The sequence below is a fragment of the Synechococcus sp. OH2 genome (assembly GCF_047462155.1).
Classification (GTDB): domain Bacteria; phylum Cyanobacteriota; class Cyanobacteriia; order Thermostichales; family Thermostichaceae; genus Thermostichus.
Window position 1 is genome coordinate 16,831 of record NZ_JANSIR010000010.1, and the last position, 16,036, is coordinate 32,866.

Annotated in this window: 17 protein-coding genes and 1 pseudogene; 11 read left to right on the forward strand and 7 right to left on the reverse strand. The window is 59.6% G+C overall.

Features of this window, described 5'->3' with window-relative positions:
* Positions 1-716 (reverse strand): annotated as a pseudogene (locus NW835_RS00810) (RNA-guided endonuclease TnpB family protein); the annotation flags it as partial.
* 135 nt (positions 717-851) lie between these two features.
* Between NW835_RS00810 and NW835_RS00815 the strand changes: the two are divergent.
* From NW835_RS00815 to NW835_RS00845, 7 genes are read left to right on the forward strand one after another with little or no spacing between them, the layout of a single operon-like run.
* Entirely contained in the window at positions 852-1,190 is a 339-nt protein-coding gene (locus NW835_RS00815) for a cation:proton antiporter subunit C (RefSeq protein WP_414365847.1), read from the forward strand.
* Positions 1,183-2,667, forward strand: coding sequence for a cation:proton antiporter (locus NW835_RS00820; protein ID WP_414414268.1), 1,485 nt, complete (start codon positions 1,183-1,185; stop codon positions 2,665-2,667). The genes NW835_RS00815 and NW835_RS00820 overlap by 8 nt, the downstream gene beginning before the upstream one ends.
* Complete coding sequence (locus tag NW835_RS00825) at positions 2,651-3,055, forward strand: Na+/H+ antiporter subunit E (protein WP_414365845.1); 405 nt, start codon at positions 2,651-2,653, stop codon at positions 3,053-3,055. Before NW835_RS00820 ends, NW835_RS00825 begins: the two co-directional genes overlap by 17 nt.
* Positions 3,052-3,303 carry a hypothetical protein gene (locus tag NW835_RS00830; protein ID WP_414365844.1) on the forward strand — a complete coding sequence of 84 codons (252 nt, stop codon included), beginning with the start codon at positions 3,052-3,054 and terminating at the stop codon, positions 3,301-3,303. The genes NW835_RS00825 and NW835_RS00830 overlap by 4 nt, the downstream gene beginning before the upstream one ends.
* A 16-nt stretch (positions 3,304-3,319) precedes the next feature.
* Positions 3,320-3,601, forward strand: coding sequence for a monovalent cation/H(+) antiporter subunit G (locus tag NW835_RS00835; RefSeq protein ID WP_011430583.1), 282 nt, complete (start codon positions 3,320-3,322; stop codon positions 3,599-3,601).
* 9 nt (positions 3,602-3,610) lie between these two features.
* Complete coding sequence (locus NW835_RS00840; RefSeq protein ID WP_414365843.1) at positions 3,611-4,132, forward strand: DUF4040 domain-containing protein; 522 nt, start codon at positions 3,611-3,613, stop codon at positions 4,130-4,132.
* Positions 4,129-4,788, forward strand: a complete 660-nt coding sequence (locus NW835_RS00845) for a Na(+)/H(+) antiporter subunit B (protein ID WP_414365842.1) — start codon at positions 4,129-4,131, stop codon at positions 4,786-4,788. Before NW835_RS00840 ends, NW835_RS00845 begins: the two co-directional genes overlap by 4 nt.
* On the opposite strand, the gene NW835_RS00850 is transcribed toward NW835_RS00845, so the two are convergent.
* Positions 4,783-5,079, reverse strand: a complete 297-nt coding sequence (locus NW835_RS00850; protein ID WP_414414269.1) for a FitA-like ribbon-helix-helix domain-containing protein — start codon at positions 5,077-5,079, stop codon at positions 4,783-4,785. The two genes, NW835_RS00845 and NW835_RS00850, sit on opposite strands and share 6 nt — an antisense overlap.
* A 473-nt stretch (positions 5,080-5,552) precedes the next feature.
* Here NW835_RS00850 and carB point away from each other — a divergent pair, with 473 nt between their 5' ends.
* Positions 5,553-8,777, forward strand: a complete 3,225-nt coding sequence (carB, locus tag NW835_RS00855; protein ID WP_414414270.1) for a carbamoyl-phosphate synthase large subunit — start codon at positions 5,553-5,555, stop codon at positions 8,775-8,777.
* Between the two features lie 330 nt (positions 8,778-9,107).
* Complete coding sequence (psbA, locus tag NW835_RS00860) at positions 9,108-10,166, forward strand: photosystem II q(b) protein (RefSeq protein ID WP_414414271.1); 1,059 nt, start codon at positions 9,108-9,110, stop codon at positions 10,164-10,166.
* Here psbA and NW835_RS00865 read toward each other — a convergent pair.
* The 4 genes from NW835_RS00865 to NW835_RS00880 form a co-directional block, all read right to left on the reverse strand.
* Entirely contained in the window at positions 10,163-11,986 is a 1,824-nt protein-coding gene (locus NW835_RS00865; RefSeq protein ID WP_414414272.1) for an aspartate kinase, read from the reverse strand. The two genes, psbA and NW835_RS00865, sit on opposite strands and share 4 nt — an antisense overlap.
* 45 nt (positions 11,987-12,031) lie before the next feature.
* Positions 12,032-13,567, reverse strand: coding sequence for a site-2 protease family protein (locus NW835_RS00870; RefSeq protein WP_414414273.1), 1,536 nt, complete (start codon positions 13,565-13,567; stop codon positions 12,032-12,034).
* Between the two features lie 83 nt (positions 13,568-13,650).
* Entirely contained in the window at positions 13,651-13,842 is a 192-nt protein-coding gene (locus NW835_RS00875; protein WP_414370330.1) for a PCP reductase family protein, read from the reverse strand.
* The gene (locus NW835_RS00880; RefSeq protein WP_414365836.1) at positions 13,839-14,108 is read right to left on the reverse strand and encodes a DUF751 family protein; all 270 of its coding nucleotides are present in this window, start codon (positions 14,106-14,108) and stop codon (positions 13,839-13,841) included. The genes NW835_RS00875 and NW835_RS00880 overlap by 4 nt, the downstream gene beginning before the upstream one ends.
* Positions 14,109-14,286: 178 nt before the next feature.
* Between NW835_RS00880 and NW835_RS00885 the strand changes: the two genes are divergently transcribed.
* Positions 14,287-14,826, forward strand: coding sequence for an ATP synthase F0 subunit B (locus tag NW835_RS00885; RefSeq protein WP_414365835.1), 540 nt, complete (start codon positions 14,287-14,289; stop codon positions 14,824-14,826).
* Between the two features lie 373 nt (positions 14,827-15,199).
* Positions 15,200-15,583, forward strand: a complete 384-nt coding sequence (locus NW835_RS00890; RefSeq protein ID WP_414365834.1) for a hypothetical protein — start codon at positions 15,200-15,202, stop codon at positions 15,581-15,583.
* A gap of 32 nt (positions 15,584-15,615) precedes the next feature.
* Here the strand turns inward: NW835_RS00890 and NW835_RS00895 are convergent.
* Positions 15,616-16,036: IS200/IS605 family accessory protein TnpB-related protein (locus tag NW835_RS00895; RefSeq protein WP_414414274.1), on the reverse strand; the 421-nt coding region annotated here is incomplete at its 5' end.

The window sequence follows — 16,036 nt, forward strand, 5'->3', positions numbered from 1 at the left end:
CCGAGTGCTGCGTGTGCCCTGACTGGCCTTGCGTTGGAGAAGCGCTCTCAAGCAGGAGTAGTGGTCTCTGACCTGGTTCAACTGCTGTCCATTGCAGTGATCCCCCTCAGAGGTATGAGCAATATCTCTCCTACCCAAATCCATGCCCATTGCCTTGACAGCGTGCTCCGGCTCTGGTGCCTCAGACTCCACGCCAATCTGAATGAAGTAGGAACCGTCTTGGCGTTTGACCAACGTGGCTGCTTTGGGATGAGAACCCGCAAGCATCCCGCGCTGGTAGTGACCTACATCCAGCTCAAAGCGCTCGCGTCCCTCAACGGTGGTCAGTGACACTGTCCAGTCCTTCTCCCGAAAAGAAAAGATGCGGGCACCGTAGGTAACAAAGCCGCTCTTGAACGCTTTGACCGGACGATTCTTTTGCTGGGCAACCTTGCGGGCAGCGGCTAACCTTCTGCCTACCTGTTGTGCCACTCGCGCTAGCGGGACGGAGTCCTTATTGCTGGAGAGCCCAAAGCGGGTACGAATTTCGCGGTAGCAGAGCGATTGAAGCTTGAGGCGTTGACCACCTTCTCTGGCGTGTTTTGGTTGACCCAGTAAGGCCTCCGGCCCGCTGGCGCGAGGAGTGCTTGTGCAAACGCATCCAGAGTCGCCTCCAGCTTGGCGGCTTGCGACCCAGATACCTTGAGCTTGCAGGAGACAGTTAAAACTTGGGTCATGTTACAACTATACGACGTCATCTGCATTCCTCCCAGCCCTGGCCCTACGGCTACAGGGCGGGGTTCTGCGGTTTCTAGCTAAATGGACTACAGAAATACCGGAATCACCGTCGAGGCTCAAACGGCAAGGTACCCATGGTACACGCTGCAATTGTCCTTACGATCCTGCTGGGCTTTTGGGGAGTGGTGGTCAAGCGAAATCTAATCATGAAAATCTTGGCCATGGATGTGATGAGCACCGGGGTTATCGCCTTTTTTGTCATTTGGGCCGCCCGCACCGGCGTGTTCACTCCCATCTACAAGCCCTGGCGCCAGGTGGACTATGCCGACCCGGTTCCGCAAGGAATCATCCTCACGGCCATCGTCATCGGCCTGTCGGTGCAAGCTCTGATGTTGGTGGGGGTGATGAAGCTGTCCCGCAATCATCCCACCCTGGAAGTGGAGAGTATTGAGCAGGCGGTAGCTGATGACTGAGCTGACGATCGAACTTACGTTGGTCTGGGTGGCACTGCCCTTTTGGCTGGCCTTCGCCACCTACTTGCTGCCGGCTTTGATCCGTCCCGGCCTGGTCATCATGGCTGGACTGACGATAGCCTACGCAGTGCGGCAGGGAGGCCTGCCAGGGGCAACTGCTGCGCCGTTGGAGCTCCAGTTGCTGGATCACTTCGGGGTGACGCTGCGGATCGATGGCAACGCCGCGGCTATGCTCCTGGCCCACGGCCTGGTCACCCTTGGGGTAGCCCTGTATCTGGATCGGCGCTTTGTGGGCAGCCGCTTTCTGGCCATGCAGTTGTTAATCATCCACGGCAGCGCCAACGCCGTCGTCATCAGCGCTGACCTGATCAGCGTCTATGTGGCCCTGGAGGTGCTCAGTATCGGCGTGTTTTTGCTGCTCACCTATAGTCGCCGAGCAGAGTCCCAGCCGATGCTGGGGGAAAGCGCCCCGCACCGCTCTCGCGACCGTCAGCTCTGGGTGGGGCTGCGCTACCTGTTCATGAGCAATGTGGCCATGCTCTTCTACTTGATGGGCGCAATCCTGGTCTATGTGCGCACCGGATCCCTGGCGATGAGCGGCTTGGCCCTGGCCGACCCCACGGCTCTGGCCTTGATTGCCGTTGGCCTTCTGGCCAAGGGGGCGGTCTTTGTCGCCGGCCTGTGGCTGCCCCTCACCTATGCCACTGCCGATCCTGTCATCGCGGCGGTGCTCAGCGGTTTTACTACAAAAGCAGGCGCCATGGCCCTTGTGCGCTGCAGCGAGTTCTCGCCCCTCTTGGTGCAGGGACTGCCCTACTTCAGTGCAGGCGCGGCGGTCTTTGGGATCCTTCTGGCTTTGATGGCCAGCACGCCTCAGCGCCTTTTGGCCTGGAGCTCGGTGTCGCAGATGGGATTTGTCATCGCTGCACCCCAGTGGGCGGGTTTGTACGGTCTGGCCCATGGGCTGGCGAAGCCCTTGTTGTTCGTTGGGGCTGCGATAACCAATTGCTGGCGCTGGCCGCTGCTGATCTTGGGGACGGCCTCGCTAGCAGGGGTGCCCGGCACTTTGGGCTATGCGGCCAAGGCTCTTAGCTTGTCGTCTCTGGATCCCTGGCACGAGTGGCTGCTGGTGGGGGTTACTGTCGGCACCACCTGCATAGCCGTGCGGGTGCTGCGGGCTTTTCCTTCTCAAACCAACGGGGACACTACCCCGGCATGGCCAGACAAGGTGGCCCTAGTCCTTTGGGGCGGGGGCTTGCTCTGGTTCTGGCTGCCGGCGGCCTATGACGTCGATAATCTCATCAAGGCGTTCCTTAGCTTGGGCCTCGGGATCCCCCTGGGCTGGTTTTGGGAGCGGATCCCTGTGAAGGGATGGCGGCTGGATGAAGGGCTAGAGGCAGTGGTGGGCGGCTTGAGTGTGGTGTTGGTGCTGGTCTGGATTCTGCTAAGTAGAGTGAACCATGTGGCGCTACCCTGAGTTGGGCTTACTGGAAATTGGCCTGCGGCTTTTGATTTGGTTTTTGCTGACGGGTAATCTGAGTTGGGACAATGTGGCCATCGGGGTAGCGGCGACGCTGCTGCTTCCCCGACAGGCTTCTGCGCCGGTGCGGTGGCGGGATTGGGGGCGGGTGCTCAAGGAGATTGTTTTCGCCGTTCCGAAAGCTTACTGGGAGGCCTTTGAGATGATCCTCAGGCCCCACACCGTAGAGGAAGTTGTATACAAACAAACTCTCCCCAATCGTTCAGCGGGACTGGTGTTTCTCGATATCTTTTTGATTACTTTTACGCCCAAAACCATTGTGCTCAATTGCGATGCCCAAGGCACCTACGAGGTGCATCTGCTCAAGCCGCGGGAGGAGGCGTGAACCTACTGCTGTTTCTGCTGATCCTGACCCTATGCCTGCCGCTGTATGCCGCCTGGCTAAAGGAGGATATTTGGCAGACGATGCTGGCTTTTGCCAGCTTATCCACCAAGACGGCCATCCTGGTTTTGGTGGTATCTGTGGTGCGAGATGACTGGATGATCGGGATTGTGGGGGTCTTGATTTTGTCGGTGGGCAATGCAGCCCTGATGCTGCTGGCCCACGTGCTCAAGCGCCTAGAAATGCTTTAACTGGGTCGGGAGGAATATGGAAGTTTTGGTGGAAGCTCTCAGCTATCTCCTATTTGGGATCGGGGTGCTGTTTTGGCTGTGGGGAACGGCACCGCTCCTTGGAGATCGCTCCATTTTGTTTAAGCTGCACGGCCTTTCGGTGTCCGACACCCTGGGATCCATGAGCATCATGCTGGGGCTGTTGCTGCGGATCCCCAGGGAGTGGCCTCTGCTGGTGTTGGCGCTGATTTCCTTGGCCATTTGGAACACCATCTTGGGCTATGTGCTGGCGTTTTGCTCGCAGCGCAAGTCCCTATAGGAGGACAGGATGGAAGAGACTTTGTTGCTGGTGATCGCTCTGCTGTTGCCCTTGACGGCTGCCTTGGTCGTGACCCAGACCAACCCCTATCACGCCCTAGTGATGCGAGGCATTTTGGGGGCTATTGCCGCTTTGATCTATGCCCTCTTTGGGGCAGCGGATGTGGCCTTGACGGAAGCCCTGGTGGGCACCATGCTTTCCATTACTCTCTACGCTATTGCTGTCCGCTCCTCCCTGAGCATGCGCCTGGGCGTTTTGGAAGGTAGCCCGCTGCTAGAGGCCAAGACGGAGGCGGCCCAGCGTCTGCTCCAGCAAATTCGTCGGGGTCTGCAGCCGCTCCATATGCGTTTGGAATTGGCTGCCTATGAGAGTGTGGAGGCCTTAGCGGCAGCCCTTCGCAACCGAGAGATACACACCATGGCCCTTGAGGCTGGCAGTGAAACAGAGGAGTATCGCCTGCTCACCCGGGTGCCTCGCCTGCAAGAGATTTTGGCCCAGCAAACTCTGTCCTCCGAGGTTCTTGCCCCATGAGATGGCTGTATGGCATGGCAGTGCTGTTGGCGGCGGTGCAGCTCATGGTCGCCGATGCGGGAGCTGTTTTGCCTGCGGTTGAGCCTGTATCGACTCTAGCCAGAGAAAGCGGTGTGCCCAATACGGTGACGGGCCTGATCTTGCGCAACCGCCTTTACGACACGGTTTTCGAAGTAGTTGTGTTTTCTACGGCAATTTTGGGTGCCCAATACCTGCTGGCGGATGAGCGACCGACGGCCAATGTAGCTCAGTTTACCGATATTCCCTCAATTGTGTTGGCGCGGGTGGGGGCCACCATTTCTGCCCTGATTGCAGTGGAGCTGGCAATTCGAGGACACCTGACGCCGGGGGGAGGCTTCGCTGCCGGTGTGGCAGGGGGAACGGCTATCGGTCTAGTTGCCATTACTGCTTCTTCTGCCTGGATGGAGTCGGTTTACCAGCGATGGCGAGCTGCCACTTGGGAAAAGCTCTCAGTGGTGGCTTTTATTGCAGCGGCGATGCTGGCCCTTGCCGGTTGGGAATTGCCCAGGGGCGAGCTGGGATCCCTTTTCAGCGGCGGCTGGATCCCAATTCTCAACATTTTGGTGGCCATCAAGGTGGCGCTGGGATCCTGGGCGGCGATTTTAATTTTTATTCGCTACCGCGGCTTGTTATGAGGGCTTGAAGGGGTTGATAACCTTCGTGTCAAGCAAATAATTGTAGGTGGTGTTATCTTCTTGTAGCCGCTCGAAGTCCGAATCTTCACCAACGTTTGGGATCGATCTGAGCACTTGGCAAAGGACTTTTTTTGCAAGTTGGAGTAAGACTTGCTCCAGGATTTTGCGATGTTCGGCTTCTGCGCTCGCGCCGTGACGCCTCTCCCTTTCTTTAAGGGTTTTGACAATGGCCTCATCAACGTTGCGAACAATTAGAGAACAATTAGAGTGGTCATGGAGCGTCTGATTCATTTACGCTGCACAATACGGATATGATCCGGACGATGCAACGATTGCAATTCCATCATTGCTGACAGAAAGGGAGGAATCCCTCAAAGCCCTAAGGAAGAACCCTAGAGCACCTAAGTACTGATGTCATATTGCCTTTGCCCAGATGGCATTTTGATGGCTCTAATTTTACCTTCTGCTTCCCACTATCGCTAAGTGTTTTCGTGGACTCTCAAGATTTTCGTTGCTTCCTTAAGACAGACATACCGCTGGATAACTTTTCTCCTGAAATTAGCAATGCCGTTGTACTGCTATGCCCGTAAATGTCCAGAAAGTTGAGTACTAAATCCAACCTCCTCAATCAATGGCTTCATGGATGGCTTTGCCGCGAAGATAGCGATGACAGCATCAACGTGCAAGTTTCCCCGCCCGACGAGCAACTTGACCTCAGGCGACCTCTACAATAGAAGGCTGACCCTGCCACCTCTGGGATCCCTATGCCACGCCGCACCGATATCCACAAAATCTTGCTCATTGGAGCGGGGCCGATCGTCATTGGCCAAGCCTGCGAGTTCGACTACTCCGGCACCCAAGCCTGCAAAGCCCTGAGAGAGGAGGGCTACGAGGTAATCCTGGTCAACTCCAACCCGGCCACCATCATGACGGATCCCAGTATGGCGGATCGCGTCTACATCGAGCCGGTGACGGCGGACTTCGTGGCCCAGATCATCGAGCGGGAGCGCCCCGATGCCCTGCTCCCCACCATGGGGGGTCAGACGGCCTTAAATGTAGCGGTGGAGCTGGCCCGGCGCGGGATCCTAGACCAGTACGGGGTGGAGCTAATTGGGGCCAAGCGGGAGGCCATTGAAAAAGCGGAGGATCGGGAGCTCTTTAAGCAGGCAATGCAGCGGCTTGGCCTGGCCGTGCCCCGCTCAGGGTTGGCCCGCAGCCTGGCCGAAGCCAAGCAAATCGCCCACGAGATCGGCTATCCCCTCATCATCCGCCCCGCCTATACCCTAGGGGGCACGGGCGGCGGCGTGGCCTACAACCAAGAAGAATTTGAAGAGATCTGCGCCGCCGGCCTCGAGGCCAGCCCGGTCTCCCAGATCCTGGTGGAGGAGTCGGTGATTGGCTGGAAGGAGTTTGAGCTGGAGGTGATGCGGGATCTGGCGGACAACGTGGTGATCATCTGCTCGATTGAAAACATCGACCCCATGGGGGTACACACCGGCGACTCCATCACCGTGGCCCCGGCCCAGACCCTTACCGACAAGGAGTACCAGCGGCTGCGGGACTATGCCATCGCCATCATGCGCGAGATCGGGGTGGAAACGGGGGGATCCAACGTGCAGTTTGCCGTCAACCCCGCCAACGGTGAAGTGCGGGTGATTGAGATGAACCCGCGGGTTTCCCGCTCTTCTGCTTTGGCCAGCAAGGCCACCGGCTTCCCCATTGCCAAGATTGCCGCCAAGCTGGCCGTGGGCTACACGCTGCCGGAGCTCCCCAACGACATCACCCGCAAAACTCCAGCCAGCTTCGAGCCTACCCTCGACTACGTGGTCACCAAGATCCCTCGCTTTGCCTTTGAGAAGTTCCCCGGTTCAGAGCCGGTCTTGACCACCCAGATGAAGTCGGTGGGGGAGGCGATGGCCATTGGCCGCACCTTCCAGGAATCCCTCCAGAAGGCGCTGCGATCCCTGGAGATCGACCGCCCCGGCTTTGGCAGCGACCGGCCGGAAGTCTTCCCCACCCCAGAGGAGGTGCGGGCCAACCTGCGCACCCCCAACCCTTTTCGCCTCTTGACCATCCGCACCGCCCTGCTCATGGGTTTTTCGGCCCAGGAAATTGCCCAGCTTACCCACATTGATCCCTGGTTTATCGACAAGCTGCAGGAGCTGGTGGAAGTGGAGCAAGCCCTCAAGGGGCGAGAACTGGGATCCCTGAGTGCTGAGGATCTGCGGCACCTCAAGCAAATGGGCTTCAGCGACCGACAAATTGCCCACCTGACCGGCTCCAGCGAAGCTCAGGTGCGGGATCGCCGTAAGCAACTGGGGGTGATCCCCACCTACAAGACGGTGGACACCTGCGCTGCCGAGTTCGAGGCGACCACCCCCTACCAGTACTCCACCTACGAGAGCGAATCCGAGACCTTCCCCACCGCCAAGCCGAAGGTGATGATCCTGGGGGGCGGCCCCAACCGCATCGGCCAAGGGATCGAGTTCGACTACTGCTGCTGCCATGCTGCCTTTGCCCTCAGCCGCCTCGGATATGAGACCATCATGGTCAACTCCAACCCCGAGACGGTTTCCACCGACTATGACACCGCCGATCGCCTCTACTTTGAGCCCCTCACTCACGAAGAGGTGATGAACCTGGTCGAAGCTGAGCAGCCGGTGGGCCTGATCGTGCAGTTTGGCGGCCAAACCCCCCTGAAACTGGCCCAGGGGCTGGCAGCAGCCCAGGCACCCATCTGGGGCACTTCCCCCGACTCCATCGACATAGCCGAGGATCGCGGGCGCTTCGAGCGCATCTTGCGGGAGCTGGATATTCGCCAACCGGCCAACGGCATTGCCCGCAGCGTGGAAGAAAGCCTGGAAATTGCCCGCCGCATCGGCTACCCGGTGGTGGTGCGGCCCAGCTATGTGCTGGGGGGACGGGCCATGGAGATTGTCTATTCGGATCAAGACCTGCAGCGCTACATGCAACTGGCGGTGGCGGTGGATCCCGACCGTCCCGTGCTGGTGGATCAGTTTTTGGAGGACGCGGTCGAGGTGGACGTAGATGCCATTGCCGACCGCACCGGGGCTGTAACCATTGGCGGGATCCTAGAGCACATCGAGCAGGCCGGGATCCACTCGGGGGATTCCGCCTGCGTCTTGCCCAGCCGCACCCTCAGCCCCGAGGTGCTGCAGGTGATTCGCGACTGGACGGTGAAGCTGGCCCAAGCTCTCAAGGTGGTGGGGCTTATTAACGTGCAATACGCCGTCCAGAAGGAGCAGGTCTACGTCCTGGAAGCCAACCCGCGCGCTTCCCGCACCGTGCCGTTCGTCAGCAAGGCCATTGGCCATCCCCTGGCCGATTATGCCGCCCAGGTGATGAGCGGCAAAACCCTGGCGGAGCTGGGCTTTACCCAGGAGGTGATCCCACCCTACGTGGCTGTCAAGGAGGCGGTGCTGCCGTTTCACAAGTTTCCTGGTACCGACACGCTGCTGGGGCCGGAGATGCGCTCTACCGGTGAGGTGATGGGGATTGACACCGACTTTGGCCGTGCCTTTGCCAAGGCGCAACTGGCTGCCGGCCAAAACCTGCCCCTAGGGGGCACGGTGTTCATCAGCGTTAACGATCGCGACAAGCAGGCCGTGATCCCGGTGGCCCAAGAGTTTGTCAAGCTGGGCTTTCGTCTGCTGGCCACTGCCGGCACGCAAAAAGTTCTGGCCGAGCACGGAATCCCTGTCGAGAAGGTGCTCAAGCTGCACGAGGGCCGGCCCCACGTCATCGACGCCATCAAAAATCACCAGATTCAGCTTATTGTCAATACCCCTTCCGGCAGCGAAGCTCAACAGGATGGGCGGAAGATCCGGCGCACTGCCTTGGCCTACAAGATCCCCTTGGTTACTACCCTGGCCGGGGCCAAAGCCACTGCCGCCGCCATCCGGGCGCTGCAGTCGGGATCCTTGCAGGTGAAGTCCCTGCAGGAGTTTCACGCCGAAATTGGACGATAGATCTCAGTCTTCTTGGGTTACCTTTCTGAAGAAATTCTTAAAACCTTCACCTTAAGAAATTCTGAAGTTCTCGGCTAGAGAAAGTGGCCTTGGCTGCCCAGGAAAAGCCGAGACCAAGGCATCAAAATTGCAACACTGATTTGCCTATTTGTATCGATACATCAACTTGTTTCACATTCTGGCTGCACACGTTAGAGATCCCTGTCGGCATCCCGAAAACTGTCTAGTTTGGAAGAAAGCTCCCCTAGGCCTTGTCGAAGGGGCTCCTGAGATCGGTTCGGCAAAGGCAGGGGGGAGATGGCTTTGCTGAAATTTTCTAGGAGTTGGCCTATGAGTACGGTCATTCGTCGCTCCGCTGCTGCGCGGCGGCTGTGGAGTTGGGAAAGTTTTTGTCAGTGGATTACCAGCACCGAAAACCGGCTTTACATTGGCTGGTTTGGTGTATTGATGATCCCAACGTTGTTGGCGGCAGCCTTTTGTTTTGTAATTGCCTTCATTGCCGCGCCGCCGGTGGATATGGACGGGATCCGCGAGCCGGTGATTGGCTCTTTGTTGGGGGGCAACAACCTCATTTCTGCAGCGGTGGTGCCCACCTCAGCCGCCATTGCCCTGCACTTTTACCCCATCTGGGAAGCCGCCTCTTTGGATGAGTGGCTCTACAACGGCGGCCCCTACCAGCTCATCGTGCTCCACTTTCTCCTTGGGGTGTGGTGCTACCTTGGCCGGCAGTGGGAGTTGAGCTACCGGCTGGGCATGCGCCCCTGGATTGCGGTGGCCTTTTCTGCGCCGGCGGCTGCCGCTACAGCGGTGCTCTTGGTCTACCCCATTGGCCAGGGCAGCTTCTCGGAAGGGCTGCCGCTGGGGATTGCCGGCACCTTCCACTTCATGCTGGCCTTCCAGGCGGAACACAACATCTTGATGCACCCCACCAGTTGGCTGGGGGTAGCCGGGGTGTTTGGCGGCGCCCTGCTGGCGTCTCTACACGGCTCCCTAGTGATGTCTAGCCTGATCCGGGAGACTTCGGAAGAGGAGTCGGCCAATGCCGGCTACCGCTTCGGCCAAGAAGAAGTCACCTACAACTTCCTGGCCGGCCACTATGCCTTTTTGGGGCGGCTGGGGATCCCCGGCCTTGGCTGGCGCAACAGCCGCTCCGTTCACTTCTGGATGGCGGCCCTGCCGACCGTAGGGATTTGGGCGGCAGCCATTGGCATTGGGATGATGGCCTTTAACCTCAACGGCTTTAACTTCAACCAGTCCATCCTGGACGGCCAGGGCCGGTTCATCCCCACCTACGCCGACCTGGTCAACCGCGCCAACCTGGGGATCCAGGCCATGCACGCCCCCAACGCCCACAACTTCCCCCTGCTGTTGGCAGCCAAAGCCGACTAGGCTCGGTCGAGTTCAAAGGCGCGGTGGGCAGCTTGCAGAGCGTGGATTCCCTGCTCCTGTCGCACCACGCAGCTTACCTTGATCTCCGAGGTGGCGATCATCTCGATGTTGATCCCGGCGTCGGCCAAGGCAGCAAAAAAGTGCGCCGCCACGCCGGGATAAATTTCCATCCCGGCACCGACGATGCTCACCTTAGCGATGTCGTGGTCGGCTTCGACCCCCGCCGCCTGCAGTTCCTCGGCCACCTGCCGGCACACGGCCTCAGCCGCCCTGGCCTGATCCTGAGGCACCGTAAAGGCGATGTCGTTACTGGGGATGCCGTTGTGGTAGCCCCGCTGGCTTTGGATGATGGTGTCCACGATAATCCCGGCCTCAGCCAGGCGTCCGAACAGATGGGCAGCCGTCCCCGGACGATCCGGCACCTTGCGGATGCCCAGCCGCGACTGCTTCAGATCCAGGGCAACGCCCCGCACCGGGTGGTCGCTGGGGAGGGGATCCCGGCCAGGGGCTGCCGTGACCCGATGCAAATGGGGAATCACCTGAAACGCCTCCCCCAGCGCCAGGGCGGCCTCCCCAGCCCGCTCGGCAGCCACCACACAGCTTACCTTGATCTCCGACATGGAGATCATCTGGAGATTGATCCCGGCTTCCGCCAGCACTCGAAACATCTCGGCGGCAATGCCCGGGCGACCCATCATCCCCACCCCGGCAATGCTGACCTTGGCCACCGCCTCCTCGACGAGGACTTCCCTACACCCCAGCTCCTGGCCCACCTGCCGCGCCACGGCTGCCGCCTGGGCTGCCTGCGCCCGGCTGACGGTAAAGGCAATGTCGTTGGTAGGGGATCCCTCGGCTGCACTGAGGTGGAGCGACTGCAGGATTAAATCGACGTTGATCCCGGCTGCCGCAATTTCCTGGAACAGTTGGGCGGCAATGCCCGGACGATCCGGCACTCCCACCAGCACCACCTTGGCCTGATCCCGATCCAGCTCCACCGTATCCACTGCCCGGCCCAGCTCAATGCTGCTATCGGCGGGGCGAGGACGGGGAGGAGGAGAAAGAATGAGGGTGCCCTCGGATCCTGCTTGCAGCGGCTCCAGGCTGGAGCGCACCCGCAGCTTGACGCCGTAGTTGCGGGCAATCTCCACCGAGCGGGGGTGGAGCACCTGCGCTCCCAGGCTGGCCAGCTCCAGCATCTCGTCAGCAGTAATCTCTGGCAACAGCCTGGCCTCGGGTACCTTGCGCGGGTCGGTGGTAAAGATCCCTGGCACATCGGTGTAGATCTCACACAGCTCTGCTCCCAGAGCCACCGCCAAAGCCACCGCCGTAGTGTCGGATCCCCCCCGCCCCAGGGTGGTAATTTCCAGCTCCGCCGGGCTGGTGATGCCCTGAAAGCCGGCCACCACCACCACCTCTCCCCGCTCCAAGTGCTGCCAGAGGCGGTCGGTGTGGATGTGCAGGATGCGGGCCCGCCCGTGATCCCGGGTGGTAACAATCCCTACCTGGGCCGCCGTCAGGGAGAGGGCAGGATAGCCCAAGCGCTGCAGCGCCAGGGCCAGCAGGGCAATGCTTACCTGCTCGCCCGTGGAAAGGAGCATGTCCCACTCCCGCCACTGGGCCGGCGTGGTCGGGGATCCCTGGAGGATCCGTTCCCCCAGTTCCACCAGGCGGTCTGTTTCCTCTCCCATCGCTGAGACCACCACCACCACCCGCTGGCCCTGATCCACCGTGTGGGCCACCCGCTGGGCCACGGCTTGGATGCGCTCGATGGAGCCGACGGAGGTGCCGCCGTACTTCTGGACAATTAAACCTGCTGGCATGGCTAGGGCTGAGCTGGTTAGGCGTGGTTTGGATCCTACCCCGAACTAGGCCAAGCCCAACCAAGTTTGCAAAAAGGGTGGCACCGGCAGCAGGATCAACACCAGCAACGTCAGCATCCCCAGCCCCAGCAGCTCCCGCCCCTCATCCAGCTCAGTGACGTCGTTGAGGGCCGGCTCGTCGGCACTGGAGATGACAAACAGCAGCAGCGCCCACAATAACAGCCAGGGCTGCACCGTCAAGGCCAGCAGCAGCACCAGCCAGCGAGTTACTCGCCCCACATTGGCCCCCATCTGCTGGCCATAGACAGCGTGGACAAGATGGCCCCCATCCAGTTGGCCCACCGGCACCAGGTTAAAGGCAACCACCACCAGACCCAGCCAGCCGGCAAAGGCTAAGGGGTGCAGATCGATCACCTGGCCCGGCTGCAATTGATCCCCCAGCACCATACGCGCCAGGATTGCCAGCAGCACCGATAGGCGTGGATCGATGCGATGGAAGCTAATCGGGGTCGGCTGCCCCTCTGGCACTGGCGGAGGCTCCGCAGGCGTCGAAAAGACTAGCCCCAGGAGCAACATTGCCAAAGCAACGAGGCTGCCTGCCAGCGGCCCGGCAACGGCAATGTCAAACAGCACCTTGCGGTTGGGCACCGGTTCTTTCAGCTCAATGAAGGCCCCAAAAGTTCCCAAAACAAAAGGCACCGGAATGAAGTAGGGGAGCGAGGTTTTGATGCCGTGGCGGCGGGCCACCCAGTAGCGGATGCCCTCATGGGATCCCAGAATGGCCAGGATCCCCACTGCATAGGGCAGCCCTTGTAGCAGCGAGGGCAGATGCAGCAACCGATCAGGACTGACCCCAAAAGCCTGGGCGCCGGCAGTTAGAGTTGTCCAAAAGGTAAACAGCAGTAGCCCCAGCGCCAGCAGAGGCCATTCTTCCTGACGGGTTAGGGAGCGCCGCGCCGCTGGGTTGGGCACCAGGGCAAAAAAAGGCTTGCCGGCAAACCCCTCCTGAAGCACCACCAAGAAGCGTTTGCCGAAAGTGTTTTCGACATTGCGCTGCACCCGCTCATAGGCTTCCGTGGGATCCGCCCGCAAATTGCCCCGGCAGATAATCGCCTGGGGACGGTATTCTACGCTTTGCAAATAAAAAACATTCCAGGGGAAGCAGTGGTTGAGCTTTTCCCGCGGCACCTCCGAGATGGGGGTGTGGGCAATAGCCGCCGAGACTGGATCTGCAGCACTGTCCTCCTCTTCTTCCTCTGCTTCCGGCAAAGACTCGCGATCCGATCCCACAACCGGCGAGGTGTTTTCCGCCCCAGGTTGAGAGCCCGCCGTGGGGGGTCGGAGGCGCCCCCGGCGCACCAAAGTCATGCTGGTAAAATAGGAGGCCAGAAATAGCCCCAACATGAGCAAGGGGGGCATTTCGTACTGAAACACCTGACGCCCCAGCACCCAGATCAAAGGGGGCATCATCATCACCAGCCACAGGATCCGCCAGGGCACCTTGGAGAGGCGGGCCACACTTTTTTGCAGCAGCAGGTAGGTTGTCGAACCCACCAGTGCCAACAGGATCCAATCTGCCATGAGTTGCAAAAAACAGAGGAGAACGCCTCTACCAAGCTAGCGACAAACCCAATCTCTCTGCTACGGCCAGGAAGGGGGATCCCTCAGGAGCCAAATTTTTGCCTCGCCTGCTCATAAACCGCCGCCCTGATCTCTTGGATCGCGGATTTCTCAAACTTCTCGTTCCCATGAGCAGTGCAGAGCACTTTCTTCTCAGGGGCGGCTGGGCGGACAAAAAAGGGAATTTTCTTGAGGCGCACCCCTGCCTCCGGTGTCCACTGGACAGCTTCGCTCATCCCCAATGGCCCCAGCGCAACATCCATTCCGGCAAGAAAGTGTTCCCCGTCATCCCCCGCAGCGTGAAGTAAATAAACAACAGTAGAGCCAGGGATCCCAGCACAACCAGGGCTGCCGACGTCGGGCTTTTGCGGTACAGCTTAACAAAAGGCTGTAAGCCGGCCCAGATCCCCCCCAGCAAGACGGTAATGAAATAGGTAGGGTAGCGGGAGACATTCTCCACAAATTGGTCTTCCAGTCGACGGGGAGTCTGCGGCTGTGGCATGGGCAGATCGCAATCCAACAACTTCCCCTCAGTCTGCCACAGATGTTGGTCTCTGTCCCCCGGCTGAAGAGGGCTGGGAACCAGGGGGAAGCCGCCCAGGCTCAAGACGGCGAGAACCTGATATGGTAGGCGTTATCCTGCCTGCTCAGCTCAGCACAGCCACCCACCCTCTGGCCTGATGCGAGAATTGCCCCCCGATGCCCCCAATCGCGCCGGTGACCTGCCTGGGGAACAGACCCTGGCGCTGATGCGCGTCCAGGAAGCTTTGGATCAACTGGAGGCAGCCATTCTCAGCAGTCCTCGTCTGTTCTGGTCTCGCACCCTTATCGACGAAGAGAGCATCCTGGAGCAGTTGGACTTCATCCGCCTCAACCTGCCCACGGCCTTGGAGGAAGCCGAGGAGGTGCTGCGCCAGCGGGATCAAATTTTGGCCGAGGCCCATCGCTACGCCCAGGAGATCGTGGCCATGGCCCAGCGCCGCGCCGAGCAGCTCGTTAGCGAATCGACCATCGTACGCCAGGCTCAAGCGCAGGCAGAACAGTTGCTGCGGCAAACCTACCAACAGAGCGAGGAGGTGCGGCGACAGACGCTCCAGGAGTCGGAGCGTCTCCAGCGGGAGGCCCATCGTTACGTGGATCAGGTTTTGCAAGACCTAGAGTTGCGGCTGTTGGAGTCGCTGCGGGTGATCCGCAACGGGCGACAAAACCTTCAGACCTAAATTTGTTCTCGACCAGAGAGTGTCCATCTGTTCAGTTTTAGGCCAATATAAAAGGTAGCATCTGGGATCCTTTACCCTGCGGATCTGTGGTAACCAAACTAACCTCCGGCAGGGAAGACGAAGACAAGTCTCGGATGGACGGCCAGGAACTCGACGCGCTGTAGATTGCTGCCGCAGGCAAGGAACCTCGAGCTTTTGTGGCAAGCTGGCGGAGTTCTCCCTTTGCTTAACTGAGAGCGTGTGTCCCTCTTCTCAGCGGTTGCCCAGCATTGGACTACTCATCGAGCTACCTTCCTCGGCGGGCTCTGTCCCCAGCCTGCGAGTTCCGGCTTTTACCCCTTTTGCGGAACCACTCAGTCGTCTAGGAGATTCTATGACCATTGAACCGAAAGCCCGTAAGAACCGCGAAAGTGCTAACTCCCGCTCCCGCAGCCGTCGCCGTGAATCGGCCAAAGGTATTAAAGGAGCTAACTCAGCCGCCAGCCTCTCTCTGCCGAAGTTGATCCAAGAGAATGCTGTGCTCCAATCTCGCAGCCAGTTGTTGCTGATGTACAGCGACTTCCAAACCGAAATGCCCAATGATGGCAAAACTGGCGTTGGCACCTGGCTGCAGAACCGCCTCAAGGAGTACGGCATGCCCAGCCTGCTGCGTTTTGGCCCGCGCTCTTGCCCTCAGGTTTTCCGCCGCGATGAATTTTCCGAGTGGATGATGCTAGCTCTCAACGCTGTCAGCCCCAAAAACGAGAGCGCCCGCTAGGAGAGGTAGACTCTTGTCGCGGCAGACGTAAACTACCCGGCTCCGACCGCTAAGCGGTACGGAGCGGGTTTTCTGTAGCCCTGTAGTTGGCAAGCCAACCACGGGCCTCTAGGCCGGTTTACAGCGACCCCCAAAAGGGCAATCATGTTGGCACCGTTCAAATCTGCATCCCCTTCCCGTTGCCCAAGCCACAAACAGCGGTGGCAGGTCTGCGAGCTGTAGGCAGGCGGCACCACCACAACCCGGATCCCTGCTCTGGCGGCCTTGTAGTGCACAAACTGCCGCAACGGGTAAAACACCCAACTATTGGCCTGCCGCCGCTCGACTTTACTACGCGACTGTTGATTGGTACGTTCTCTAATTCCAGTCAAGTCCTCCAAGGCAATAAAACGGTGGGTGGCCAGTGCCCTAGCAACAATCGCTAAGGACTCCGTCCCGCTGACGCGAGTGGCG